The organism is Microcystis sp. M083S1 (genome assembly GCF_020246405.1).
Taxonomy (GTDB): Bacteria; Cyanobacteriota; Cyanobacteriia; order Cyanobacteriales; family Microcystaceae; genus Microcystis; species Microcystis aeruginosa_C.
Genome location: NZ_JADBTB010000101.1, coordinates 1 through 25,502 on the forward strand (window position 1 = coordinate 1; position 25,502 = coordinate 25,502).

Consider the following 25,502-nt stretch of genomic DNA (forward strand, 5'->3'; position numbering starts at 1 on the left):
AAAACAAACTCAGTATTTTCAAGATGTGCGCGAGGAAGCGCGTCAGGAAGGCATTGAGGAAGGTCGCGAGGAAGGCATTGAGCAAGGCAGACTAAACAAAGCATTAGAGGCGGTCCCCCGTTTGTTAGCCTTAGGGTTAAGCGTTGAGCAAGTCGCATCCGCCTTAGAGTTAGAGGTTAAACAGGTTAGAGCTATACAAAAAGGGAGATAACACTATACCGCCCCCCTAACCAAAAAGGAAGGCTGTTAAACCTTCCTTACAGCAGAATTGGTCATTTATTGCCGTTTGCGAGCCAATACACCCAGAGAACCCACCGCTAATAAGCCTAAAAGGGTGCCTGGTTCCGGGGTTGTCTGTGTCTGGGTGCCTTGAATGGTCCAGTTAGCAGCAACGATATTACCTGATACATTGGTCAATCGGACCTCGTTGGAGAAACTATTAGTATAGTAAACGCCGTTGGCCCCATTTACAAACCATGCGTTAGGTGTTTGTGTAGAATTGGTTGAGACGACATTGACATTAGAGTTATCGCTCCAATCAGAAGGAACAGCCGTTAATGTTCCTGAGGCATTGGTGACAAAACTTCCTGTAGTAGCATTCAACCCATTACCCCCATTAGGATTAAAGGTAGTAACGTGGGCCCCATTACCAAAATTGAAGGTGACACTCACAATGTTACTCGCGGTCCATGTTTGGTTGAACAGGGAAGTTCCCCCATTGTCAAGCTGATAGGTAATAACCGCAGTATCACCGACACTAACGTTATCGACAAGGGGTAAAGATATGGTTGCTGCAACAGTACCCGTATAGGTAGCGGTAAAAATGGCGGCATGGGCGGGAATGGCACTGAAAACGGCACAAGTCACCGCAGGAAGGCAAAGGGCTTTTAGCAGTTGATTAGTCATTTTTGATTGATTGACAAGTTAATTTCATGGCTAAGAATGGGGAAAAATTGTTATTTATACCCCATAAATCATTGCTTAATAGTAATAAGCAGCATCATTCTACCCCCCCCCCCGAATTTGTCAAGTATTCGCCGTTTTTTATTGATGAATCCGGAAAAAAGCCCATCAGGGAGAGAGTGGAAGGGTTAGAAATTAACCAGTCCGTTGATCCGGTCTAAGAGCAAGCGCGGATGAAGAATTGACATCCTCACCGCCGGGGCCGGACGGTGATGACCGGCAGATCGAACAAACTTAATTGAACTATCTTCGGTTGGGTTGACGCTTCACGGGATGCTGCTTCTTTAACAGAAGTCTTACGCTTTCCTCCACGTCCGTTTTTTGAGGTCTCCGATTGCCCACCGGCGACCTTGATATTAATTGCTGCGTTGATGTCCCTATCGTGGAAAGTCCCACAGAAAAGACATTCCCACTCACGGATATTTAACGCTTTTTTCCCGCCGATGTTCCCACAACAGGAACACCTTTGAGACGTTGGCTCCCATCGAGAAATTATCCGAAAATCACGACCATATTTATCAGATTTTGCTGATAGCATATCTCGGAAAGAACGCCATCCTAAGTCTGATATGGCACGGGATAACTTACGATTCTTAACCATTCCCGATGTGTTTAAATCCTCTAAAATTATCGTTTGATTTTCACGAACAACTCTAGTGGATAGTTTATGCAAGAAATCAGTGCGAGTGTCCTTAATCTTTGCATGGATTTTAGCTACTCGTTTCCTAGCTTTTTCCCGTCGGTTACTTCCTTTCTGTTTTCTAGAAAGGTTTTTCTGTGCTTTTCTTAGTCGTTTTAATCGTTTCTTTAGCGGTTTCGGTGCGTCTATCTTTTCCCCTGTTGAGAGGGTAGCAAAAGTAGCAATCCCTAGATCAATCCCCACTGACTCCCCATTATTAGGAAGTATTTCGGGCTGAATCTCGACGACAAAACTAAGAAAATAGCGATCTGATGCGTCTTTAATCACGGTGACGCTAGAAGGTTTAGAGGGTAATGGACGACTCCAAACTATTCTTAAATCACCGATTTTTGCTAAAGTAACGTGGTGTTGGTTAACGGTAAAGCCGTTATCGGTAAATCTCGCTGATTGCTTAGATTTGCGTTTTTTAAACTTGGGAGGTTTGACTTTCTTTCCCTTCCTTTCTCCCTTACAAGATGCAAAAAAGTTAGAATAGGCTGTCTCTAAGTCTCTCAAGGACTGCTGCAAAGGAATAGAAGAAACCTCGGTTAACCACTGTTTTTCTTCTGTTTTTTTGACTTGAGTTAGTCTTTTAGATAACTCAGTGTATTTAGGTTTTTTCTCTCCTTGTCGATAGAGTTCTTGGCAATAAGATAAGGTATCGTTCCAGACAACGCGCACACACCCGAACAATTGAGACAAAAACCTCTTTTGTTGGTCTGTTGGGTAAATGCGGTATTGATACCTTGCTTTCATTGAGTTAAGATGTGTGTGTTTGTACTATATTTTAACTAGGTCTGTCAATAATGCCAAGTCGGTTAGTAATCAGTGATCAGTAATCAGTAAAAAGACAGTAGGAAACTTCTATTTAATACTGCACACTTAAAAACTCACATCTGATAACTGATAACTTACCCACTGATAACTGATAACTGATAACTGATAACTGAGAGGTGCGCCACTGGAAGTTCTTAAGTGCTACATCAAAGATCAGGAAAAGCCGTCGTAAAACGACGGGGTTTTAACCCAAATTTTTGATAAAGAATATGACCGGCTTGGGCATGAGCGAAACAGGCGGCGATCGAATTGAGTAAAACCACACCTAAACTGGTGACAATGGCGATTTTGATCTTTTCTGCCAAAAAAATCATTTGTAGTGGCACCATGATCGCCCCACCGCCAATTCCGAAAATACCGGCTAGAAATCCAGCGATTCCTCCGGTTAGCAGACAGGCTAGATTAGGATGCAATCTAAGGGCAGAAACTGGCTCTTTTTGGCTTAAATTTTGCTTGAGATTGGTTAAATAGATATTGAGTAGTAAAAAACAACCAAAAGCCGCTTCTAGGAGGTGTTTGGGGCTAGATTTGACCAGATAGACCCCGATAAATGCCGTAAAAATCCCGGGTAAACCTAAGAGGAGAACTCGCTGCCATTTGAGGGAACCTAATCGCCAATTTTGGATCGTACCCCCTAGGGAAGTGAAAACGATCGCTAAACTGCTGGTAGCCACCGATTCCCCGTAACTGTGGCCCAAATTTAACAGGATCGCCACGGAGATAGTGCCACCCCCAATACCAAATAAACCCGCTAATAAGCCCGAAAAAACGCCCGTTATCAGTAAAATCAAGTAATTGTCTGCCATTATCTTCGGTTCATGGCCTTGAGGGGTCTGAATAGTCGTGCAAAATTAATTTCCTAGTGGAGACAGGAGACAGGAGACGGGAGACAGTATTCAGGAGATTATTTTCATTTATTCTCCCCACTCCCAACTCTGGCACTCCCCACTCCCAATTCATAATTTATAATTTATAATTCATCATTCCCCAAGAAAAACCCCACGGTTATAGAAACCTCGGCGGAAAAGTCTCTATAACTGGGTTTTTCTAGGAATATTAGGAAAGGAGATTGCCGCGACTACCGTTAGGAAGAATAGTCTCTTCGAGGGAAGCAGAAAGGAGATTATTTTCGGTTAAAATCGCCCCGATTAAGTTAGCTTGTTTGAGATTAGCTCGTTTAAGATTGCTTCCCACTAAATAACTCAAGAGTAATCCCGCTTGGTGTAGATTAGCACCGGAAAGGTTAGCGGAGGCTAAATTAGCACCGAGCAGATTACAACCGGTTAAGTTAGCCTGGCGAAAATTGGCTTTATTAGCGTCAGTTTTGCTTAAATCGGCTCCGGTTAAGTTAGCTCCCTCAAAATCACTACAATTGAGGTTAGCTCCCGTCAGATTAGCACCTTCGAGGTTAGCACAACGTAAATCCGCCCCGCGTAAATCCGCCCCGCGTAAATCGGCATAGCTGAGGTCGGCGTATTGAAGCTGGCAGTTTTCCAGATTAGCTTGATAGAGATAGGCTCGAATTAGGTTAGCTTCTTTTAAGTTAGCATGGCTAAGATTAGCAGAGCTAAGAATAGCACGAGTGAGAATAGCCCGTTTTAGGTTAGCTTTCCCCGCCATGGCATGGGTTAAAGTGGCTGAGGTGAGATTAGCGGCTTCCAGATTTGCTTTGAACAGTTGGGCAAAAAGTAAGCTACTGTGAATTAAACAGGCAGAACTTAAATCAGCCTTTTTGAGAATGGTATTACTCAAAATTGCGCCGCTTAGGTTACTTTGGCGCAAATTTGCCCCAGAAAGATCGGCTTTAGTTAGGTTAGCATCGATAAGACAAGCTTTGCTTAAATTAACTTCTTCCAGGGAAGCGTCCTTGAAATTAGCGTTAATTAAACAAGCTTCGGCTAAATTGGCTCGTTTTAAGTAACTATGACTTAGGTTAATCTGGTTTAAACACTGTCTCTTTAAATTGACTCCGCTAAGTCTGACTTCGGCAAAGTTGCGTTCACCTCGATTATACAGTTCGATTAGATGTTCACGATCGGTTAAGGCATTACTACTCATAAAATAACTAAATTGTTCTGGAAGGTGATTTCCAGAGAATGGGTTGGGGAAAATTACTGAACAGGGAGCGACTGGGAATTTTTGCGAATAAATAGAAATTTTCAACCAATTACGGGCTTAAAATCCCTATTGGCAATCACTAAAACGGGTAAATAACTACAAGAATCGGGGTTCAATACCAAAAACAACCTCTACCTAAACCTGCCACTTGTTGCCAGCCAGGTCTAGGCATTAAATTAGAGAAGTCTTGTGCGTCAGTTTTTCTGACTGAATCTACTGCCTCGCCGATGTCTTGACTCGGTATCATACAGTTGAATTTGTTAGGTCTGCTTAGTCAGTCCGGTAGCCAACAGGCTAAAACTCTTAATCACCAGATTTCGGGGACTTTCCAGTTGAGCAATCATAAAACTTCGTCAAAGTCAATCCCTCTTAGGGATGAACTGCCCGATCCTATTCCCTGAAGCCTTGGTTTAATGAGTCTATCAGGTTGTGGTCTGTTTTGGCAAGAGGGGTTAATGGCTTTTTCATCAATTCGCCAAAAGGCTTGATTTTCCCTAGGGGATAATTGTATAGACTGGTCATCTCAATATTGTCTGAGACTGGGGGCAGATTGAGGAGATAAATATCGGTCAATTGATTTTTTAAAGATGGGATTAGAGCTGCTGTGGAAGTCAACTAAATTGTCGATGGTAAACGGAAAAGGTCGAATTATAGTAATCATAGCAATTATCGTCGATTGGGTTGACCCAAGGAAACCCAAAAAAAAGATTCAGACGGATTTAGGTGTTGGGTGTTGGGTTTCGCTTTCCCTGAGAATTGAGAGGTTTTCTTCAACATATTTATTCGCTCAAACCAAGCTAGGGACTGCACCTAGTTTTTTACACACAATTCCTGATGGTTTAAAATAGCTTCTGATACCTCAATGAGCAGAAAAGCGATCGCATCTTGATGATCCGCGTCGGTTAAAATGGTTTCGAGGGTGCTAGGGGTGGGAATTTCGTCCCCATCTGCCAACATGAAGGAAATATGACCTTTTAAGGCTTCAGTTGCCATTTTTTTCGCTTCTTCGATGGTTTCTCCTGCACTAATACAACCCGGAAAGTCATAAAATTGTACCCCATAATCACTATGGTTATCTTTATGAACGGTGGCTAAATAAGTAATCATTGATTTCTCATTTCAGGTTCGCATTAGATTATATTCTTCGCGGATTGATGAAGTTAGAGATTCCACTAAGATTAATTTTTCCTCAATTGACAGGTTTTTTCCTTGTTTAATTAATGTTTGTAAAGACATTTTTTGCAAATCAAATTCTGGCACAAGTAGAACCAATTCTTGTGTTTGTTGATTTTGTAAGTCAGTAATTAATTCTTGTAAAAATAGAGAATCATTACTTAAGTCTGAAATTTCATCTTCATAGTTTTCGAGAGCTTCTATTTGTTGAATACGGTCACTATAATTTTTGAGAAGGGATTCGAGAGCTTCGATAATAAATTGGATGTCTTTAAATGATAGAGTTTTCATAGTTTACCTCAACTTACACGATAAAAAAATTCACCAATTACCCTTAAGGCTTGTTGATAGGTTTCTATTGACATGGGAAATAAGGGTTTCCATAACCAGTGATTACCTCGATCATTAATTAATTCTAGCTCACTGGGAATAGAAATTCCCCGATCTAGTTTCCACCAGTTGTTTCCTATTCCCTGAACGGAAAAGGTCGAAATTCCCCCCGGTGTTTGTCCATCGACAAGGGTTTCTTTTACCCATATTTGCCCATTATTTTCATAGATGGCAATATCTTTGTTAGGACGAACATGATCCATTCTGGGAGATGTAGCATTACCTCTACGGTATAAATCAACGGGTGTTTTCATCATTTGTCACCTCCCTAATTCGCGTAAAAGTTGCATCACCTTTTCATAAGTTGCCATATTATTCTGTTGGCGGAATAATATGGCTGCTTGTTGTAGATCAATTTTTACTTTTTCGGGTTGTCCTAATATGGCATATAAAATACTACGACCTAAGTAAGCTTGAGCATAATTAGGATTAATTTCAATAGCTTGGTTGTAGTCAGAGAGGGCTAATTCGTATTTTTTTTGCTCAAAGTAAAGAACCCCCCGATTGACGTAAGCCTCAGCATAATTAGGATTAAGTTCAATAGCTTTGGTGTAGTCAGAGAGGGCTAAATCGTATTTCTGCAAGTTATAGTAAAGAATCCCCCGATTGTTGTAAGCGTCAGCATAATTAGGATTAAGTTCAATAGCTTTGGTGTAGTCAGCTAAAGCTAAATCGTATTTCTGCAAGTTATAGTAAAGAAGCCCCCGATTGTAGTAAGCATTAGCCAAATTAGGATTAATTTCAATAGCTTTGTTGATGTCAGAGAGGGCTAATTCGTATTTCTGCTGGTTATGGTAAAGACCCCCCCGATTGTAGTAAGCCTCAGCATAATTAGGATTAATTTCAATAGCTTTGCTGTAGTCAGAGAGGGCTAAATCGTATTTCTGCAAGTTTTTGTAAAGAATCCCCCGATTGTAGTAAGCTTGAGCCAAATTAGGATTAATGTCAATAGCTTTGTCGTAGTCAGAGAGGGCTAATTCGTATTTCTGCAAGTCATAGTAAAGAAGCCCCCGATTGTAGTAAGCCTTAGCATCATTAGGATTAATGTCAATAGCTTTGCTGTAGTCAGAGAGGGCTAAATCGTATTTCTGCAAGTCAGAGTAAATATTCCCCCGATTGTAGTAAGCCATAGCTAAATTAGGATTAATGTCAATAGCTTTGCTGTAGTCAGCTAAAGCTAATTCGTATTTTTGTTGGTCATAGTAAATATTCCCCCGATTGTTGTAAGCCATAGCTAAATTAGGATTAAGTTCAATGGCTTTGTTCCAGTCAGCTAAAGCTAATTCGTATTTTTGTTGGTCATAGTAAATATTCCCCCGATTGTTGTAAGCCATAGCTAAATTAGGATTAAGTTCAATGGCTTTGTTGTAATCGTCTGATGCTAATTCGTATTTTTTTTGGTTATAGTAAAGAATCCCCCGATTGACATACCAAGCAGCACGGGGAGCGAGCTCAATTGCCTGAGTAATTGCGGCTAATCCCTCATCATAGCGTTTTAATTCACTTAATACTGACCATTTCTCATTATAGTGATTGGAGTTATTGGGAACCAGAGAAATCGCCTGATTAATCACCGTTAAGGCTTGCTCATAATTTTCTAAATAGCGATAAACAACACTTTGCTTTTGTAAAATACTACTGTGAAACTCCTTTAAATTTTCCCGTTTAGGTAAGGTATTAATCGCTTGTTGCAAAGCTTCTATAGCTGGTTGAGCTTTACCTAACTCACCTAACGCTAATCCCTTCCCATACCAAGCTAAATAGACATTATCGGGGTCATTTTGCTTAATCGCCTCATCAAAGGCTTTAATTGCTTCCTCACACCTTCCTAACCGGCATAATTGTCCTCCCCTTTCTATCCAAATATCCGCCTTCGCATTGGTATTAGGAACAATAACACCAGTAATCGCTTGAATAATTTCTAGTTTTTGTTGCGGACTAACTTGGGGTTGAGCAGTGGTTAATAATTGCGGTTTTACCTTCAATCTTTCTTGCAATCCGATAAAAGTGCTAATGGGAATCCCTAAACTAAACCCTAACTGAATTTCCGTTACCCCTGCTGTTTCCGAACTTCCATGAATCCCTATTACTCTCCCCTGGGAGTCTAAGACTGCACCGCCACTCATGCCCCCAAATGTGATGCTGGTATAAACTAATTCATACCCTCCTTCTAAAGAAGCAACACTTTGTAATGTTCCTCCTTGTTGAGTGCTTAAAGGACTTTGGCGGGTTTCTATTAATCCCTGTTCTTTATCGTTAATTATACCGCCACTAAACAACCATTTCGAGGGATTGTCGCCAATTTTGGGGAAGCCTGCGGCAAAAACAAAATCACCGGTATTTGGGTTATAATTCGCTATTTCCGCAACGGGATAATTGTCCTGGCTTTCAAACTGAAAAACTGCTAAATCTACCCCTTTCTGCCGGATGATGGTGCTTTTCTCGATGTTTCGAGTTTTGCCGTCGCTGGTGACGACGGTGTAGGTGTAATCAGCACAGCTGTCGGTGCGTGCCATTTCTCCGCAAAGGACGTGATCGGCGGTTAGGACGGTGTAAATATTCCCTTCTTTAGCGATAATTACGCCACTTCCATTGGCAATTACGCCACTTCCATTGGTTTTACTGCTACTATCAATCCGCACGGTGAAACCCTTGGCTTTTGTTTCTAATTCGGCGATATAGCCAGTATAGGCGGTGGTTTCTATATCGGGGTTCACCGGCGGTAGAGGTAGGTTATAGGCGCTGAGGATTTCGGGACGGATGTAGGTTAATAGGGTATTGATGGGAATGCCCCAGTTAACCGCTCTCATCTGTTGGATTTCTGCGTCTGTGGGTTTCGTACCGTCTTCGTAGATGTAGTTAGAGAGAATCGGATGGGCCGATCGCCCGTTAATGCCGATTAACTCCCCATCGACAAAAATGCCGCCGCCACTCATTCCCTGCACGATATCGCCACTATAACCGACGCTGTAGCCTTCCCGGAGGGGTCGATCGCTCACCTGTTCGAGGGTTCCCTTTGTCGTCCGATACTGTCCCGTTTCGGCAACATATCCCGCGGCCACCACTTCTAAACCGATCCTGTCTTGATTGGGGGTAAACTTCGCGATGGTGGCGATCGAATAGTCCCGGGTATCGCTAAACTCCAGCAGAGCGAGATCTTGATTCTCCGATAGGGAATTGGGGACAATGCGGGCCGCACGGCTGTGGCCGTCGTAAGTTTGTACCTGTAGGGTTTTCGTGTTGCGGGTAACGTGGGCGTTGGTTAGGATAAGGTAATTATCGCCTTTTTTAGCGATAATCGTCCCCGATCCCCGATTTGTCTCGCTAGTAATCCGAACGGTGACTCGTTGTAGGAATTGCTCCTCGGTAAGCTCCCGATCGCCCTGTGCCGTCAGAATGGGATGATTAGAAATATTTCCGGCAGCCGGGGTGACAAGGGTTAACCCGGGTTGAGGCAGTAGGGAGAAAAGAAGGATGAGGGCGATCGAAGGTTTGATCATTGTTGTTACCTAGGGTTTGCTGAATAAATGTGAAATGTAGGCAAGGTAAGAGTTTTGTCGTTTTTCTCGTGAAACAGGTGCAAGATTTTGAGAGAATCGTGCTTCAAAACCTTGCGTCTTCATCGGCCCGGGTCCTGTAGGGGCGAAGCATTCGGGCAATCACCTATCGGTGAAACCGGAGATTTTCTATCCGAATGCTTCGCCCGTACTTTTTCAGCAAGCCTTACCTTGCTATTTTAAGTAGTAAGAACGAAGAAAAAAGAAGATACCGGAGGTGGTGAGAAGTGCGATCGCTGGGGGGATAATCGGAACCCAGAGACCGAAATAACTAAAGAGAAGCCAACCGATACCAGTAAGGGAAATCACAGCGATCGCCACTGTCAAAAGTACCGTTTTTACCCGAAGAAAACGCCACGTTAATAATCCCCCCACCAGGGACCAACCCAGCACCCAGAAAGCCTCCTGTAGGGGATTCCAGAAAGCGATCGAGGTACGTTTTCCTTCCATTGTATCGAGAATTTGACTGACCGCGTGCGCGTGCAAATAAACCCCCGGAATTGCTTCCGATGGGTTGCGACTAAAGGGGGTTAAAAAATCATCGATCCCGGGTTCTGTTACTCCAATCAGGACAATTTTTTCCCGGACTGATTCGGAATTAAAACCCGGATCTAAAACCTGTCGGAGAGATTTTTTCGGAGCAATTTTGATGATTGCATCGATGCCATTATCGGCGATTCGACGGTAAGCGAGCATAACTTGACGGCCGGATCGGGTATCGGATTGACTGGTTCTGTAGGGGCCGCGGTTGGATTGTAGCCAGTCACCGAGATGAGTATCCCCGATATTAATTTCTAGAATTCCCCGCTCCAGTTTATTGCAGTCAAAATCTTGATTCTGGGATTCTAGATATCGTTTGGCAATTAGGAGACTAAAACTAGGAGCATAATCTTTAAAATTACAGGACATTGAGTCAACTTTGGCCAAAGAATCCGGGGGAAGACAGGGAGAGGTGCGATCGAGTTTTGCCTGATATAAAAAACGACGAATTCGGGGAACTCCGGCAATGGTTTCGTCTGGGACTATGTTACTAAAACCACTCTGATTTTTTGGCAGTTCCGGGGGTGGGGGAAATCCGTCTGGTTGTGGGTAATTATTGAACTTACAAATCGAGATAAAATTAGGAGTATTTTGTAATTGTTTGGCTAGGGGTGGATAATCTTGACTGGCAGCGATGGGACGGAGGATATCTAAGGCGATAATTTGCGGTTCGTAGGGCAGTAATTTATTTAAAAGCTGCGATAATGCTTCTCCTGCGAGGGAACGTTTTTGATCGCTTCCTGGTATTGTTGGTCTTTTCATCCCCATGCGATCTTGATAGGCCCAATCTTGGCGATCGATGGTAATAATTAATAATCTTTCGTCGGGTTTATCTTTGGGTTTTAGTTGCATCAGACGATCATAAATATTTAATTCTAAGGGTTCTAAAATTCCTGTTTCTCTTATTGCCAAGACTGTCATGGCTACGGCTAAACCTAAACCGAAAGTTAGAGCGAATCGTCGCCAATTTTTAGGGGGTTTACTGAAACTATGCCAAGTGGGGGGTTCTTCGGTGGGATTGGGGCAAACTACGGGCAGCCAACTGGCACAGGGATAGTCTTTTTCCCAGTCATCGTGGAGATTTTTTTGGGCTTCATGTACGGCGCTATAGAGAGATTTATTATTGGTAAAAGCGGTTAAAAAGTATTGCAGAAATTTGGGAGAAACAGGATCGGGTAATTTCTCGCGCATAAAGATTAGATGGGGTAATGCCATCCCTTTTTCCCGTGATAGTTGTTGTGCTAAACCGATACCATCACAGGAGTTAAATATCGCTAACTTTAACCCGTTTTTAGTGGCTTCTCCCAGAGAAAAGCTAAAATCAGCTATCTTTAATTTATGAGTTTCTGTTAGTTGAATTTCGCAATCTTGGCCATCTTCTGTACTGGCACTATGACCGCTAAAAAAGAGAATATTCCAAGTTTCTTGACGCAATAACTGATTTAATTTTTGCGGGTGAGGGGCTTTTTCCCAGATAATTTCGGCTCCTGCTTTTCCCGCAATATCGTCTAAGGTTTTGCGATCTTCTTCGAGAAATCTTAAGTCGGTGGCATAGCCTAAAATGGCTAAAATCCGAATTTTTTCATGATTTCTTAATTGTCTGGTTAAGGTATCGTATTCTGAGACAATAATGGCTATATCTGCGCCAGTATTTTGGAGAATTTCCCATTTTTCCCAGGGGAATCTTTGCAGCCAAATATTATCGGTTTGTAACCAGATACGAAAGTTATTGCCAGAGCGCAGAATTGCGGTTTTGATCGGTTCAAATTCTGGGCTATTATTCAACCATCTGTTTAAGTTATCCTCAAATAATTTGGCTTTTTCTTGGCAGTTTTTAAAAACTAAATTCTGCTGAGAACTATTGGTAATTTGTTGGGGATTGCTATCTTTTAAGACTTTAAAAAATCCCTCTAATTCACTATAGTGACGTTGCCATTGACGGTAAAGAGTTAATAACTCTAAATTAGCTGGTAGCCTTGCTTTGATCACAGTTTGGGGACGAGAATTAAGATCGGGACGAATTTCTAATTTTACTTTAAATCCCCGATCAAATGTGCCATCTAGTTCGAGAGTTAAGAGTTTAATCATTAAGTTTTTCCTCGCTTATACTTGTAAATATTCGGTGACTCTTGCCGATTCTAAGGCCACTTCAATGAAGAATTTATCCCCCAATTCAGCATCAAATCGATAACGAATAAATTCATCGTTATCTGTGGCAATTACTTCTCGAAAAACCTGACCAGTTTCGGTGAGAATAGTTAATTTTAAATGGGGGGGTAAAGTGCTTGTTTCTCCCGTGGGGTAAACAGTCGCTTGCAGGCTAAATACTTCTTCAATTTTAGCGATAGTAATCATCAAAGCGAGGGGATTTCCCAGTAATTCTACTCCTAAATCTTTGATGCGTTTAATTTCTGTATTTTTGAATGCTGGAACCAGTGACAGTGAGCTAAAATCGAGGACACTTTGCCAATCAATGGGGAAATTATCAGTAAACCAATTGGTTAACTTGACGGGGGATTTTTGCCGACGGGTAATTAAAATTTTTCTCCAGTTACTATTGACGATAACTGCTGCCCATTCCTGAAAAGTAACGGCTTTTCTGGGAAAGATTAACTGAGGATTAGCTAAGATGTCTAGTAAGGTTGTCAATCTATCTAAAGATAGTTTTTCCTCCATCTTTTCCGGTTCAATCTTAACTGCTTGTAATTGACACTCTCCCCATAAATCCAAAGAATCTGATCCTGATTGCAGTTGATTTCTCGGTAGAGAGTAGTTAAGATTACGCTTAATATATTGTCCTTTTTCCTTAATATCTTTATGGGTAGTATAACCCCAAATTCTTAGATAACTTTCGGCAGTGTTTACCTGTACCGCTAGATAATAATCACCAATTAATTGAGGAATATCTACCCATTCTTGAGGAATTTCGATCGCTTCTAGATCCAGAGTTTCGCTGGCAATAACTATTACTGACTTTTCGCCTAATTTAACGGTAAAACCATTAACTCCTAGTTGCCAGAAATCCTCTTGATTTTCTACTAAGCTAACCCCAGGCATCCCTGACTGTAGATAGTTAAAAATAACTTGTTGACAGAGATAATTAATATAAAATCTCTGACGAATACTGGCATCAGTAAAACTGGCACTTTTTGCCCAACTTATCTCTTGAATATCTGCGGGTATTTCTAGCCAAATGCTATCAGGAGTTAGTTCTAACCAATCATTAACCATAATTAATCCTCCTGAGTTGTTGCGCTGGTTTGATAGTAGTATGTTAGCCATGGTTCTATTGCCTTACTAATAACTTCTCTATCGTGGGACTGGGAAGGAATATGCAGGTTTTCGCTGGCCCAGGGTAAAAACTTTTTAGCGAGGTGACGATAAACTTTATCCAGTTCCCTAGAAACCTGATATTGTTTGATAACTACCGTGGTAATTTCTGTAATCTTAGCGGCAATTGCCACTTGTCCCAACCCTGAACCATAAGTCATCTCTAGAATTAACTGAATTTGCGGATGCAGTTTTGCCTGTTGCGGCTGCTGACAAATCTGTTGAATTTCTGCCCGCAACCAAGCTAGAATTTTTTGGTGGTTTTGTTGCGACTCGCGAAAATTTTCCGCCGCTTCTAATTGCTGCCAAGGGGTATCATGATCAGTATCTTCGATCATTTCTTCCCTCGTGCTACTTTCCCCATCCCCGAAAGGTTGCTGTAAGGAAATTGTTTTTCCTTGGGGAAATAAATAATCAGAAATAGCTTGTCCCGCATCCTTTAACCATCGGGTAATTGTCGCAGAATTGATTTTGATGGTAGAGTGGCTATCCGAGTTATAAGCAGCGGCGATTTTTTGCCAGATTTCTGGACTAGGTTCCTGAATTTTACCATCGGTTTTGATTTTTGCCTGGGCATAAATTTCTTTATAGTAATCCCAAGCTAAAAGGTAATTTTCGAGAGTTTCCCCCACTAATCCCCTCGCCTGGAGAGCTTGGCTGAGACGCGCTCCGGTAGAATTAAGTAGTAAGCTCCAAGTATTATGGCCGAATGCTTGACTAATCTGACGGATGCGATCAATTAAGCGATATTTAATCCTCTGATTGGCAAAATTATCGAAGCGAGTGGAGAATAAAGGCTTAAAGTCAGCTAAGATAGCCTCAAAACCAAGAATTCCTTCGTTAAAGTAGTCTTCGATCTGATAATCTAGTTTAGCTTGATATTTTTGATAGATTTCGGCAGCAGCCCAGTAGCAAGGTTCCTGTAAATAAGCGTATAAATGCCCACGAAAAAGATGATTTTGGGAACCGTGATTCTGATACTGTTGCTGAAAGAATAGGGCCAAATACTCCTCTGAATCGACATTAGGATCGATTTGGCCATAGCTTTCCATGTTACGACGCAAACGCCGATCGCAATTCCATTCTGTCCTATTTTGTCGCAAAACTAAAAAGCAACAAAACTTCTCCAGCAAAGTCTCTCGTTTTTTCATCTAGCTACTCCCCGTGGAGGTCAACTAAACTCTCTATCGTTCCACTTCGAGATTTTATGCAGTATTATAGCAGTTATCTTAATGGTGAGGTACAAATTTTTCGTTTTGAGGAGTCGAGAGTCTGGGGAGTCAGGAGTGAGGAGACGATTGTGCAAACGTTTGTATTAATTTAAGAGTCACTGATAATTAGGGTTTGCTGAAAAAGTTTGTTGGTGGGGTTAGGAGTCATACTAAATCCGGTTATTAAAGAATGATTATTTATTCTCCCTTTTGCCTATTGCAAGAGTGCATGAGTGCCTGTGCTGATATGTAGCATAAAGGGATTGGGGGGAGATTCGGCTAATCTAAAAATAAGCGATTTAAATACGTCTTAGCTTACAATTATTATTAACTTCGATCAAACAGGGAGTTTCCCAAGTAAGTCCACCCAGTCAGGTTACTTGAGAATTTGGCTGACAAGTTGGGGGTAAAATGGGGATTCCTTTAGTGACCAAAGGTTCAGCACCAGCTAATATTAAAGTTGCTATTGAATGGGAATTTAACCAAGATAAGGGAGGTTAGTATGCAAGTTCAAGTCGAAAAACGGTATTATACACCTGAAGAATATTGTCAGCTAGAAGAAACAGCAGCATACAAAAATGAATATCTAGATGGAGAAATTATTCCCATGGTAGGAGCAACTACTAATCATAATCTGATTGCTTTGAATTTCTGTAAAAATTTTCCAGCTAAGATTAATAATGAAGATTATTGGACTTTCATGAGTGATGTCCGGTTATGGATGCCAATATACCGCTTTTATACTTATCCTGATGTCATGGTGATTAAAGGCAAACCATTATATGAAGGAAAAGGCACAAATACTGTAACTAATGCGTTAATCATTGTCGAGGTTTTATCAAAATCAACTAGAGATTATGATCGCACTGATAAGTTTAAGTTTTATCGTTCAATTCCTGACTTTAAGGAATATATTTTGATCGATCAATACCGTTATTATGTGGAACAATTTTATCAACAAAATAATGGAGAATGGTTATTTAAAGCATCTGAATCAGAGAATGATGTTTTAAGGTTTTATTCTGTGGATTTTCAAATCTCATTGCTGGATATTTATCAACGAATTGATTTTAATTTAAGTGAAGAATAAGGATTAAATCCCATCTCAATTATAGCGTTTTTCAGTCTGCTGAGGTACAAAAGTTATGGGTTTTAGGCAAAAGGCAAGAGGCAAAAGGGAAGAAAATAGGTGTACCTCACTAGCTTAGGAAACGCTATATCTACCAAAATCAGTTGATATTGCGATTCTCAAGATCAAGAAGGAAACCCAACAAAAAAATAAGAGGATGGGAATAGCGATCGCCCTTTTTTAAAATCCTACAGTAATCATTTTTCCATAGCTCCTTTGCTTCCTTGTAGCCTTGTTTGATTTGCACTGTGAATTTATCTGTCACCAGTAAGACTTTTGATAATCTTTTTAGCCAATCGCTCATTAATTTCTCGATGTCTGGGAATTGGTTCTGTTTTTCCAGTATCTGGATTATGGTAAATATCATGTTTCCCTCCACGTCTAATCAAGTAGCAGCCAGCTTGCTCCAATTGTGCAATTAAATCATGTCTTTTTATGCGAATTCAAACTCTGCAACTCTCTTGATTCCGGGGATTTCTTCCGTAGTAAATGTTCTGTAGAGATCGATCAGGTTTTCGATTAATTCTTCTAAGTCAACACCTTGGGTCCAATGATCGGGAAATTCATTCAAATAGCCCAAGAACATCCCATCTGATTCTTTCCAATATGTATATGGAATCCTCATGGTGAAATCCTCATTCTGCGTTGCTAACGATATTAAGTTGACCCCTATTATAACGGAATTGCTCTCAAGCCACGATCAGCTTTATTATCAGGGTTGGCAGCGAGATTGCCGCCTGACACTTCGTTAATGCAGCCGACAAAATTTGCGATCGCTCATTCAGACGGATTTAGGTGTTGGCTGTTGGGTTTCGTTTTCCCTTAGAATTGAGAGGTTTTCTTTAACCCATTGATTCGCTCAACCCAAGAAAAAGAACTAGACCGCACCTAATTGCCGTAGGAATTCCATAACCGCTTCATAGGCCGCTGCGTTTCCTTGCTGGCGGAACAGTTCGGCGGCTTGTCGGAAATCTCCGATCGCTTTTTCCGTTTCTTGTCGAGAGTAATAAAGAAGCCCCCGACCGAAGTAAGCCAGGGCCAATTGTGGATTAATCTCGATCGCCTGATTGTAATCGGACAGGGCGAGGTCGGGTTTCCCCTGTTGGTAGTAATAAAGATTCCCGCGATTGTAGTAAGCTTCGGCGAATCGGGGATTAATATTGATCGCCTGATTGTAATCGGACAGGGCGAGGTCGGGTTTCCCCTGTATGGCGTAAAGAATCCCCCGATTGACGTAAGCCTCGGCGTATCGGGGATTAATGTTGATCGCCTGATTGTAATCGAACAGGGCGAGGTCGGGTTTCCCCTGTTCATCGTAAAGAACCCCCCGATTGAGGTAAGCCTCGGCGAATCGGGGATTAATGTTGATCGCTTTGTTGTAATCGGACAGGGCGAGGTCTGGTTTCCCCTGTTCGCCGTAAAGAATCCCCCGATTGTAGTAAGCCCCAGCCAATCGGGGATTAATGTTGAGCGCTTTGTTGAATTCAGCGAGGGCGAGATCGTATTTTTCCTGTTGGATGTAGCCAACTCCCCGGTTATAGTGGCCGATCGCGTCTTGATTGTTCCCTTGAGCGATCCGGGTTTCGGCTGGTTGTCGGCTCTCTAGCGCCATGACGGGGCGAACAGTCGCGAGGGTGGAAAGGCTGATTAGGCTGACGGTGGTAAGAAGGGCAAAGGATTTCATGGCTAGTTCCTCGGTGGGCATGATTTTAAATTCTACTTAGGGTTGGCTGAATATCGGTGTAAATCCTGCTAAAAAAGGTTTTTGGGCTAAAAAAGCCTAAAAATATTATCCAACAAGGTTTTTAGATTTATTCAGCAACCCCTACTTAATTCATAGGCTGCTTTTTTGGGAATATACAGAATAGGCTTTTTTTGTCTAAAAAGCCCTAGGCTACTACTATCTAAAGTAATTAGAAAGTAGTAAGAGCGATCACTTTTTTTTAAATCCTACAGTAATCATAGCAATTATTGTAGGTCAAACTTATCTTTTCTCTTGGTGTAAATCGTCAATTAATTACCTTACTCCTCTTCTCTACTCATTAAAGTAGCGACTAAGAAATTCTTGGGGAGTAATGATTGTAATTTTTTGATTTTTAGCTAATTTAAGGATTTTACCCGGAACTCCTCCCCACAACAATCCTGAAATCCAAACATTGACATCTAGAACAACTTTCATGAGTTGGCGCGTCTAATTTGGCGAGCTTCTTTAATCATCTGGCTAATCTCAGCTAGAGTCGGTTGATTGGGGTCTGGTTCCATTGCTTCTAGTCGCTCAAAGAATTGCTCTAGATTGACTTTATCTTGATGAACTTTTTTGAGAATGATGGAGTCTTCCGTCAGGGAAATCATGTATTTATCTCCTGGGTTGAGGCGGGTTTGAACTTCAGGAGGAAGTTCGAGGTTTCCTTCTCGATTGATTTGTATGAGTAGCTCTTTGGTCATCGGCTTCAAAATAAACTTTATTAGCTTTAGCTGTTAAACAGACTTTATAAATAATCTGATCAAGTTAATTATATATATCTTAGCGAATTTTTCAAGCTAGGGCTTGCTACCTTGGAATCTAATCCTGGAATTGATGGCGCTCAGCGATTCGCGTCTGGAGAGGTAATGTTTCTCCCTCTACATTTATACTACCCCAAGAGAGTCCTTCCACAGAATCAATACCACTGGCTACTTGATAACGGATCCAGAACGGTTATTAGCGACGCTTGAGGGAAACCCAACCACACCAATGTCGTCAAGAATGTTGGGTTTTGCTCAAACCATTGAATCGAGCAGTTTTCTCCTAAGTATTAAATCGCTCAACCAAACCTACAAGCTTCTATCTGATAACTGATAACTGATTAAGACTTCACTCCCAGATTAAAGAAAATCGTTCCCCGACGCACAGAATTTTCGCTACCTTGGCTGCTAATGGTAAGAGAACGCAGATTATTAAATAAAGGCTTAATCGATAATTCTAACACCCGCACGATCGGGAATTTTGCCTCGATTACCGGTTGCAATTGTCGCCAATCGACGTAAAAATAACCATCATTTTCTGCGGGTAAAGCAGTAATTGCCTGTCGAAACTTACCACTACTTAAAATGGGGTTTTTCTGTGCAGATAAAGCTAAACCCATCGCTTCCACAGAACTAGCGATAATTTCATAATTATCGACCCTAGTATGCACTCCCGTCACGATCGTTTCTAGTTGCGCTTTTCCTCCTGGGACCGCCGTGGTTAACTTTGTCCAAGCTGTCACCGTTCGATCGAGTAAAGGCAGATTAACCACATTATAGCCGCGACTGCGGGCCAACTCATCCAAATGAGAGATCGCACTGTCCACCTCTACCCCCATCACCCGTTCCCCTACAAAAACACTATCGGGTTCCATCCCCTTTGAATTAGGCACGAGAGCGAGGCTATATTCGCCTCTAACCCAGCTAAAAATGTCTTCAGGCAAATTTAAACCTAAAGGCGACTGGAAGCGGTTTAAGACCTGTGTTATTAATTCCTGTAGGGGACTATCTGCTTCTAACCCCTCCTCTACCTGAGTCCAAAAACGATTTAAATCGCGACTAGCGGCGACTAAAAGGCTATTTTCGCCGATAAAAGATAATGATCCCACGGGACTAGATAAAATTGGTGCTTGGTCATCCTGTCCTAAGACTCCAATTAAGGCGGTTTGAGCGACTATTCCCCCAGATTTGAGGGAAAAAGCCGTGGCTAATCGTTGTTTTGCTTCGGGACTCTCCGGGACGGGTTGATTAGCGATCCAAGCCGATAACGGAGGTAAATTGCCGTAAACTATAGCTATACGCGGTTCGGTGATATTTTTGAGGGCTTCTCGGTAATCGGGGCTATTTTTTAGGTTTAAATCCGGTACTTGCACGTTATTAAGTGCCTCGCGCAAAACCTTGATATTATTGGCAAAAAGCACCGTATCACCGACGACGGCACTAGCGAGAAAACGATTATTATCTCCTGCGGTCAAGGGACGTTGATAAATGAGGTTAACTCCCTTGTAGAGTTCAAAAACAAGGTCAAATTTGCCCGAAACCGCCTGTTTTGAGTAGGAAGCTTGCAGAAATTCCTTAGCGCGTTCACCATCTTTACTTTGAATTGCCAAAAGATAACCCGGTTGGATACCATTATCGGTATCGCGATCGAAATCTAGGGAAGTAACAGCGAGGGTAATTTCCTCCCCTAACCAAGGTTTGATTTCCTTTTGATAATTTAATCCCGTTTTACCGAGCAGAGTTTTTTCTAAATCCTTAATTTCTTGGTGCGAACGTCGTCGATTAGCCGGTGTAGCGATTAATTGACCAAAAGACTCCAAACGTTCGGGATTGACCAACAAGGATACCATAACCGGGGCCTGTTTCGGCACAAAAATCGCCGCCATCGGTTCCCGCAGCACCCCACCTTTGAGCAAAGACAGAGGACTATCGGCGAGAATCCAAGCAAAACTGGCTGTAGCGACTCCTAGGAGAATGATTACCGTCGCACCTAAAATATAGAAAAACGATCGCAATTTCACAACCTTGTCCCGAGATGAACCATTAGCTATTTTAAGCCAGCAATTGACCCAAGAATTTCGATCGCTACAATTCTTACCAGACTGATAACCGATAACTCGCCACCGATAACTAATTTTTACCAGCCTTTTTCCGCTTGAGCGAGGACATAGTTAGCTACAGCTTCGATATCTTCAGCGCTGAGACGACCACCGAAAGCCGGCATCGCCCCCATACCTTTGGTAACTTGGGTAACGATAGCTTCAACGGAATCTTTGCCGTATTTAACTAAATCTTCTTTTTTCAGGGTTTTAGCGGCATTAACCACGTTTTTACCGCCCATGTGGCAGGAAGCGCAGTTAGCACTGAAAATCGAAGCCCCATCAGCTAAAGCGGGACGAGCCATACCGAATGTAACCACAGCCAAGAGCAAGCACAGGGAAATTAATAGTCTTTTCACGATTGGTTCTCCTCTATTTCTTAAGAAATTCCCCAACCATGGTCAGAAAAAACCGGTTTTCTTGTCAAAAGACAAGCTGTCAAACTTGGTGTAGAATTAATCAATGGGACAGTTAAAAGCAAACTTTTACTTTTTTGTCAAAAGACAGGCTGTCAAACTTGTCATCTTCCCTCGTGTAAAGGATTAACAAGCATGAAAAAATTAGGTTTATTGGTCGCTACCCTGGTGCTAGTCGTCTCTAGCTTCTTCTTCAACACTGCCTCCGCTGCTGCGGAAACCTTCACGGTGAAGATGGGCGGTGATGCAGGTACACTACAATTTGATCCCCCCGCCCTCACTATTAAAGCAGGAGATACGGTGAAATGGGTCAATAACAAACTTTCTCCCCATAACATAGTTTTCGATAGCGCCAAGGTTCCCGAAGCCCAAGCCAGCAAATTATCCCATAAAGGTCTGGCTTTTTCCGCCGGTGAGTCCTTTGAAAGCACTTTCAGCGAACCGGGTACTTACACCTACTACTGCGAACCCCATCGCGGCGCCGGTATGGTCGGAACGATTACCGTTCAGTAATTATCCGATTTTAGCCAAAAATAACTCGCGGTTAACTGCCGCGGGTTGTTTTTTGGGAATTATGAATTATGAATTATGAATTATGAATTGGGAAGAATAAATAAAAATAGTCTCCTGACGACCGGCTACTGTCTCCTGTCTCCTATCTCCTATCTCCTATCTCCTGTCTCCTGTCTCCTGAAATATAAAGTCTCGGTTACAAAACTGACTTCCGAGCAATTCTCACCCCACCATAGAAACAGAAGCCCGTAGGAAAATCAGCCATGAAAGAACACGATGTCGTTATAGTGGGCGGTGGGTTAGCAGGATGCCGCGCCGCCTTAGAAATCAAACGCCTCAACCCGACTATCGATGTTGCTGTCGTTGCCAAAACCCACCCAATTCGTTCCCACTCCGTCGCCGCCCAGGGAGGTATCGCCGCCGCTCTGCAAAACGTTGACCCCAAAGATAATCCCAAGGCCCACGCCTACGATACCGTCAAAGGTTCCGATTTTCTGGCTGACCAGGATGCGGTGGATATCCTCACCCAAGAAGCCCCCGAAGTTATCATCGAATTGGAACATCTAGGCGTGTTATTCTCCCGTCTCGAAGATGGACGCATTGCCCAAAGAGCCTTTGGCGGTCACAGCCATAACCGTGCCTGTTACGCCGCCGATAAAACCGGTCACGCCATGCTGCACGAATTAGTCAGCAATTTACGCCGTAATCAGGTAAAAATCTACGATGAATGGTATGTTTTACGCCTTATCCTCGAAGAAGGTACGGCCAAAGGCGTGGTTATGTACCAAATCGCCACCGGACAGTTAGAAATCCTTCGGGCAAAAGCAATTATGTTCGGGACGGGGGGCTATGGTCGCGTTTATAACACCACCTCCAACGATTTCGCCTGTACGGGGGACGGTTTAGCATTATCGGCCAAAGCGGGTATTCCCCTAGAAGACATGGAATTTGTCCAATTTCACCCCACTGGACTCTATCCCGTCGGTGTTTTAATCTCGGAAGCAGTCCGGGGTGAAGGTGCTTATTTAATCAATAGCGAAGGTCGTCGTTTTATGGAAGACTACGCCCCCTCGCGCATGGAATTAGCCCCCCGGGACATCACTTCCCGGGCCATTACCCTAGAAATTCGCGCCGGCCGGGGGGTAAATCTGGACGGTAGCGCCGGGGGTCCCTTTGTCTATCTGGATTTACGCCATTTAGGCCGGGAAAAAATTATGAGTCGCATTCCCTTTTGTTGGGAGGAGGCCCACCGTCTCGTCGGTGTCGATGCGGTAGAGGAACCGATGCCCGTCCGTCCTACAGTTCACTATTGTATGGGCGGCATTCCCGTTAATACCGATGGTCGCGTTCGCTTAAGTGCCGATACCCTCACCGAGGGCTTTTTCTCCGCCGGGGAATGTTCCTGTGTCTCCGTCCACGGGGCCAATCGTTTGGGCAGTAATTCCCTGTTAGAATGTGTGGTCTATGGAAGAAGAACCGGCAAATCGATCGCTAAATACGTCGAAAAACGCGCTTTTCCCGTCTTTAATCCCGATATTTACCTTCAGGATGCTAAAGAGGAAATCACCGCTTTATTGACCAAAAAAGGCACGATTCGCATCGGTCAACTACGTCAGCAATTCCAAGACTGTATGACCCAACATTGCGGCGTTTTTCGCACCGAAGCGACCATGCGCGAGGGAATTAAACAAATCGGCGAATTAAAGCGCAAATACGAGCAGATTTACCTGGATGATAGGGGGGATTGCTGGAATACGGAACTAATCGAGGCCTGGGAATTACAAAGTCTCATGGTGGTGGGGGAAATTATCCTCACCTCTGCCCTCAATCGTCAAGAAAGCCGAGGGGCCCACTCCCGCGAGGATTTTCCCCAACGGGATGACCAAAATTTCCTTCAGCATACCCTCGCCTATTATTCCCCCTCCGGCATCGATATCGACTATATGCCCGTGGTGATTCAGGATTTCACCCCCGTGGAACGTAAGTATTAACCTCTGGTCGGACGGTAAATGTAAAGGAATATTACAAACTCCTTGGCATTTACCGAGATTTAGTTCTATACTAGATAAAGCAACGCGGGATAGAGCAGTCTGGTAGCTCGTCGGGCTCATAACCCGAAGGTCAGTGGTTCAAATCCGCTTCCCGCCATTACTGATAAAGCCGGTAGTTAACCCCGATTTCCCGTTAGGGAACATCGAACATTACCCTTTCAAGACAGCGATTGGGGTCAATGTAGGATTGGCGAGAATGGAGACAAGTATAATTATCCATGATCAGTATCTGTTCTGCTTTTAAATAGAGCGGAACGTGATAGGCTTCAAACAGTGCTAAAAATTTGTCACATAAAGCCATTAAACGGGAATCTAGACCGGAAGCGATCGGTTTATTAATATCGGGGCTAAATTCCCCATAAACCAGCACATTATAGCTAAAGCGGATGATTTCGGCATCTCGTTGCCAGATTGGTGCAAAACAGCTTTCTTTGCCGTCTTTGGACATAAAATATTGAGGTTGAGCCGCCATAAAATGTTGTTCCTCAAGGGTAAAATGACGCATTAAGTCATCAAACTTAACCAAAGTCGTCGCACCCCCACCCCAACGATCCGGAGTTTTACAGCGCAAACAGAGGTATTTAGGAGGGATAGCTTTGTAAGACCATTCTGTATGAGGTAAAAGCCCAATTCCGGGGGATTGTGCGTCACTTTTTCCCATAGCGTCAGGATTTGCTTTGATAGGATAGATAATCTCTCCGTTAGTTTGGATAACGGGGGTTGCTTGGGTAATATCCTCTAAACATTGGAACCAGCGATCGCCACAAGGGTTATCGAAGACAAAAAAACCGTTTTTTTTGAGGTGGTTTTTTAGGGTAGCAGTTGAGAACGTAAGCATTGAAAACATAAGATTTTCCCCACTTCAATAGGTTGATACTTGCTATGAAAAAATCTGGGGTATGTGCTAAGGCAAGAGGTCTAATTAAAAAAAATTGCATAATAAAAAGCTGATTGGCTAAGGCTTTCAGCTTTGGGGGAGGCTTTGGGGGAGTGGGGTACCCCAAACTTTTCGAGGAAAAAATTTGCGATTTTTGGTCGGGATGGTGTCGGATTTATCCTGTCAGCAAGTGATGGGTAAAAGAACGATATCCTCTCAACCGGCCGAGTTGGTAGAATAGGATCGGCTTTGCTCAAATAGACAAGAACACGCCATGTCAGAAGCTATTATGATCGCCGATATTTACAAACTGTTTGAAAGAACCGAGGCTCAATTTGCCGAGTTCCAAAAAGAAGCCGAGCGCCGCAATGCCGAAGCGGACCGCCGCAATGCCGAGGCTGAACAACGAAATGCTGAAGCCGATCGCCGTAGTGCTGAAGCCGATCGCACGATGGAAGAATTGAAAAAGCTGGTACGAGCCACCACCGAAGCCGTCAATAACTTAACCACCCCTTTGTGTCTTTTTATAGAAGAAATGGTAGAGCCGGCGGTTGTGCAGTTATTTCAAGAACGGGGGATTGATGTCACCCAAACCATGAGTCGCTTAAAAAGTAAACGTCCCGGGGCAGCGATGGAAATTGATATTCTGGCGGTGAATGGCAGTGAGTTAGTGGCGGTGGAGTGTAAATCTCGACTCTCGAAGGATGATGTAGATGACTTTCTCGATCGATTACAGCGATTTAAGTTAGCCTTTCCCCAATTTCGAGACTTTCAGGTTTATGGCGCAGTAGCGGGGATTGAAATCGATCAGGGGATAGATAGTTATGCTTATCGGCGCGGTTTATTTGTGATTAAGCAATCAGGAGAAACGGTTAAAATCATCAACGATGCTCAATTTCGGCCCCTAGGTTTTGCCTGATTAGGTGTTTTTCATCATCAACATCTTGAAGGCTCTCCCCCTACTTATGGTGATCAGCAAACCTGATCGATCGGAGGGCGCAAGCCTTGCGCCCCTACATTATCAAATTTTGTCCACAATGTAGGGGCGAACTGCGTTCGCCCAAAAGGTACATTATCAAAGCGCAAGTCCCTTAGGTGTTTTTCATCATCCCAA

The 25,502-nt window shown here is 42.9% G+C and carries 25 protein-coding genes, 1 tRNA gene and 1 pseudogene; 7 read left to right on the plus strand and 20 right to left on the minus strand.

From position 1 onward, the window contains the following. A partial coding sequence (locus tag IM450_RS10105) for a hypothetical protein (RefSeq protein ID WP_287720623.1) occupies window positions 1-211 on the plus strand: 211 nt, incomplete at its 5' end. A 65-nt stretch (window positions 212-276) separates the two neighbouring features. On the opposite strand, the gene IM450_RS10110 is transcribed toward IM450_RS10105, so the two are convergent. The 11 genes from IM450_RS10110 to IM450_RS10160 all read right to left on the minus strand — a co-directional run bounded on the left by IM450_RS10110 (window position 277) and on the right by IM450_RS10160 (window position 14,738). After that, the gene (locus IM450_RS10110) at window positions 277-906 is read right to left on the minus strand and encodes a PEP-CTERM sorting domain-containing protein (RefSeq protein ID WP_287667067.1); all 630 of its coding nucleotides are present in this window, start codon (window positions 904-906) and stop codon (window positions 277-279) included. Window positions 907-1,153: 247 nt separating this feature from the next. Then, on the minus strand, window positions 1,154-2,398 hold the full coding sequence (locus IM450_RS10115; protein WP_287667070.1) for an RNA-guided endonuclease InsQ/TnpB family protein: 1,245 nt from the start codon (window positions 2,396-2,398) through the stop codon (window positions 1,154-1,156). A 227-nt stretch (window positions 2,399-2,625) separates the two neighbouring features. After that, a complete protein-coding gene (locus IM450_RS10120) occupies window positions 2,626-3,285 on the minus strand; it encodes a sulfite exporter TauE/SafE family protein (protein ID WP_159297591.1) in 660 nt (219 codons plus the stop codon). A 250-nt stretch (window positions 3,286-3,535) separates the two neighbouring features. Further along, complete coding sequence (locus IM450_RS10125) at window positions 3,536-4,537, minus strand: pentapeptide repeat-containing protein (protein ID WP_287667074.1); 1,002 nt, start codon at window positions 4,535-4,537, stop codon at window positions 3,536-3,538. Between the two features lie 870 nt (window positions 4,538-5,407). Next, window positions 5,408-5,704, minus strand: coding sequence for a type II toxin-antitoxin system HicB family antitoxin (locus tag IM450_RS10130; protein WP_002763050.1), 297 nt, complete (start codon window positions 5,702-5,704; stop codon window positions 5,408-5,410). A 12-nt stretch (window positions 5,705-5,716) separates the two neighbouring features. Further along, a complete protein-coding gene (locus IM450_RS10135) occupies window positions 5,717-6,061 on the minus strand; it encodes a hypothetical protein (protein WP_004163768.1) in 345 nt (114 codons plus the stop codon). 8 nt (window positions 6,062-6,069) lie between these two features. Further along, complete coding sequence (locus IM450_RS10140) at window positions 6,070-6,417, minus strand: hypothetical protein (RefSeq protein WP_287709524.1); 348 nt, start codon at window positions 6,415-6,417, stop codon at window positions 6,070-6,072. 3 nt (window positions 6,418-6,420) lie between these two features. Further along, window positions 6,421-9,660: a serine protease gene (locus tag IM450_RS10145; protein ID WP_287688639.1), complete on the minus strand. Its 3,240-nt coding sequence runs from the start codon at window positions 9,658-9,660 to the stop codon at window positions 6,421-6,423. A gap of 231 nt (window positions 9,661-9,891) precedes the next feature. After that, window positions 9,892-12,345: a CHASE2 domain-containing protein gene (locus IM450_RS10150; RefSeq protein ID WP_287667086.1), complete on the minus strand. Its 2,454-nt coding sequence runs from the start codon at window positions 12,343-12,345 to the stop codon at window positions 9,892-9,894. A 15-nt stretch (window positions 12,346-12,360) separates the two neighbouring features. Next, entirely contained in the window at window positions 12,361-13,488 is a 1,128-nt protein-coding gene (locus IM450_RS10155) for a DUF1822 family protein (RefSeq protein ID WP_287667089.1), read from the minus strand. A gap of 2 nt (window positions 13,489-13,490) precedes the next feature. Continuing rightward, window positions 13,491-14,738, minus strand: coding sequence for an RNA polymerase subunit sigma-70 (locus tag IM450_RS10160; RefSeq protein WP_287667092.1), 1,248 nt, complete (start codon window positions 14,736-14,738; stop codon window positions 13,491-13,493). A 468-nt stretch (window positions 14,739-15,206) separates the two neighbouring features. On the opposite strand from IM450_RS10160, the pseudogene IM450_RS10165 reads away from it, so the two are divergent. Both IM450_RS10165 and IM450_RS10170 read left to right on the plus strand, forming a co-directional pair. Continuing rightward, a pseudogene (locus IM450_RS10165) lies at window positions 15,207-15,299 on the plus strand (CU044_2847 family protein); the annotation flags it as partial. 1 nt (window position 15,300) lies between these two features. Next, window positions 15,301-15,888: a Uma2 family endonuclease gene (locus IM450_RS10170; RefSeq protein ID WP_287667095.1), complete on the plus strand. Its 588-nt coding sequence runs from the start codon at window positions 15,301-15,303 to the stop codon at window positions 15,886-15,888. 139 nt (window positions 15,889-16,027) lie between these two features. Here IM450_RS10170 and IM450_RS10175 read toward each other — a convergent pair whose 3' ends face one another. The 8 genes from IM450_RS10175 to petJ form a co-directional block, all read right to left on the minus strand. After that, window positions 16,028-16,231, minus strand: coding sequence for a hypothetical protein (locus tag IM450_RS10175; protein WP_287667098.1), 204 nt, complete (start codon window positions 16,229-16,231; stop codon window positions 16,028-16,030). Further along, window positions 16,182-16,364: a type II toxin-antitoxin system HicA family toxin gene (locus IM450_RS10180; protein ID WP_012267861.1), complete on the minus strand. Its 183-nt coding sequence runs from the start codon at window positions 16,362-16,364 to the stop codon at window positions 16,182-16,184. Before IM450_RS10180 ends, IM450_RS10175 begins: the two co-directional genes overlap by 50 nt. Continuing rightward, window positions 16,361-16,552 carry a type II toxin-antitoxin system HicB family antitoxin gene (locus IM450_RS10185; RefSeq protein ID WP_002800870.1) on the minus strand — a complete coding sequence of 64 codons (192 nt, stop codon included), beginning with the start codon at window positions 16,550-16,552 and terminating at the stop codon, window positions 16,361-16,363. Before IM450_RS10185 ends, IM450_RS10180 begins: the two co-directional genes overlap by 4 nt. Window positions 16,553-16,804: 252 nt before the next feature. Then, window positions 16,805-17,632, minus strand: coding sequence for a tetratricopeptide repeat protein (locus IM450_RS10190; protein ID WP_287688641.1), 828 nt, complete (start codon window positions 17,630-17,632; stop codon window positions 16,805-16,807). A gap of 330 nt (window positions 17,633-17,962) precedes the next feature. Continuing rightward, window positions 17,963-18,106 carry a putative toxin-antitoxin system toxin component, PIN family gene (locus IM450_RS10195; protein WP_002800867.1) on the minus strand — a complete coding sequence of 48 codons (144 nt, stop codon included), beginning with the start codon at window positions 18,104-18,106 and terminating at the stop codon, window positions 17,963-17,965. Continuing rightward, window positions 18,103-18,372, minus strand: a complete 270-nt coding sequence (locus tag IM450_RS10200; protein WP_002796343.1) for a hypothetical protein — start codon at window positions 18,370-18,372, stop codon at window positions 18,103-18,105. Before IM450_RS10200 ends, IM450_RS10195 begins: the two co-directional genes overlap by 4 nt. 401 nt (window positions 18,373-18,773) lie before the next feature. Next, on the minus strand, window positions 18,774-20,453 hold the full coding sequence (locus IM450_RS10205; protein ID WP_287667107.1) for a DUF3352 domain-containing protein: 1,680 nt from the start codon (window positions 20,451-20,453) through the stop codon (window positions 18,774-18,776). Between the two features lie 116 nt (window positions 20,454-20,569). After that, window positions 20,570-20,890 (minus strand): cytochrome c6 PetJ, encoded by a 321-nt coding sequence (petJ, locus tag IM450_RS10210; protein ID WP_002732729.1) that lies wholly within the window; start codon window positions 20,888-20,890, stop codon window positions 20,570-20,572. 192 nt (window positions 20,891-21,082) lie between these two features. On the opposite strand from petJ, the gene petE reads away from it, so the two are divergent. The 3 genes from petE to IM450_RS10225 all read left to right on the plus strand — a co-directional run bounded on the left by petE (window position 21,083) and on the right by IM450_RS10225 (window position 23,608). Next, complete coding sequence (petE, locus tag IM450_RS10215; protein ID WP_149107927.1) at window positions 21,083-21,460, plus strand: plastocyanin; 378 nt, start codon at window positions 21,083-21,085, stop codon at window positions 21,458-21,460. A 263-nt stretch (window positions 21,461-21,723) separates the two neighbouring features. Continuing rightward, on the plus strand, window positions 21,724-23,451 hold the full coding sequence (locus tag IM450_RS10220) for a succinate dehydrogenase/fumarate reductase flavoprotein subunit (RefSeq protein WP_287667112.1): 1,728 nt from the start codon (window positions 21,724-21,726) through the stop codon (window positions 23,449-23,451). A gap of 83 nt (window positions 23,452-23,534) precedes the next feature. Further along, window positions 23,535-23,608 (plus strand) — tRNA-Met (locus tag IM450_RS10225). A gap of 36 nt (window positions 23,609-23,644) precedes the next feature. Here the strand turns inward: IM450_RS10225 and IM450_RS10230 are convergent. Then, a complete protein-coding gene (locus IM450_RS10230; RefSeq protein WP_287715576.1) occupies window positions 23,645-24,358 on the minus strand; it encodes a TauD/TfdA family dioxygenase in 714 nt (237 codons plus the stop codon). 304 nt (window positions 24,359-24,662) lie between these two features. Between IM450_RS10230 and IM450_RS10235 the strand changes: the two genes are divergently transcribed. Then, a complete protein-coding gene (locus tag IM450_RS10235; RefSeq protein ID WP_287667118.1) occupies window positions 24,663-25,307 on the plus strand; it encodes a DUF3782 domain-containing protein in 645 nt (214 codons plus the stop codon). The last annotated feature ends 195 nt before the right edge of the window (window positions 25,308-25,502 follow it).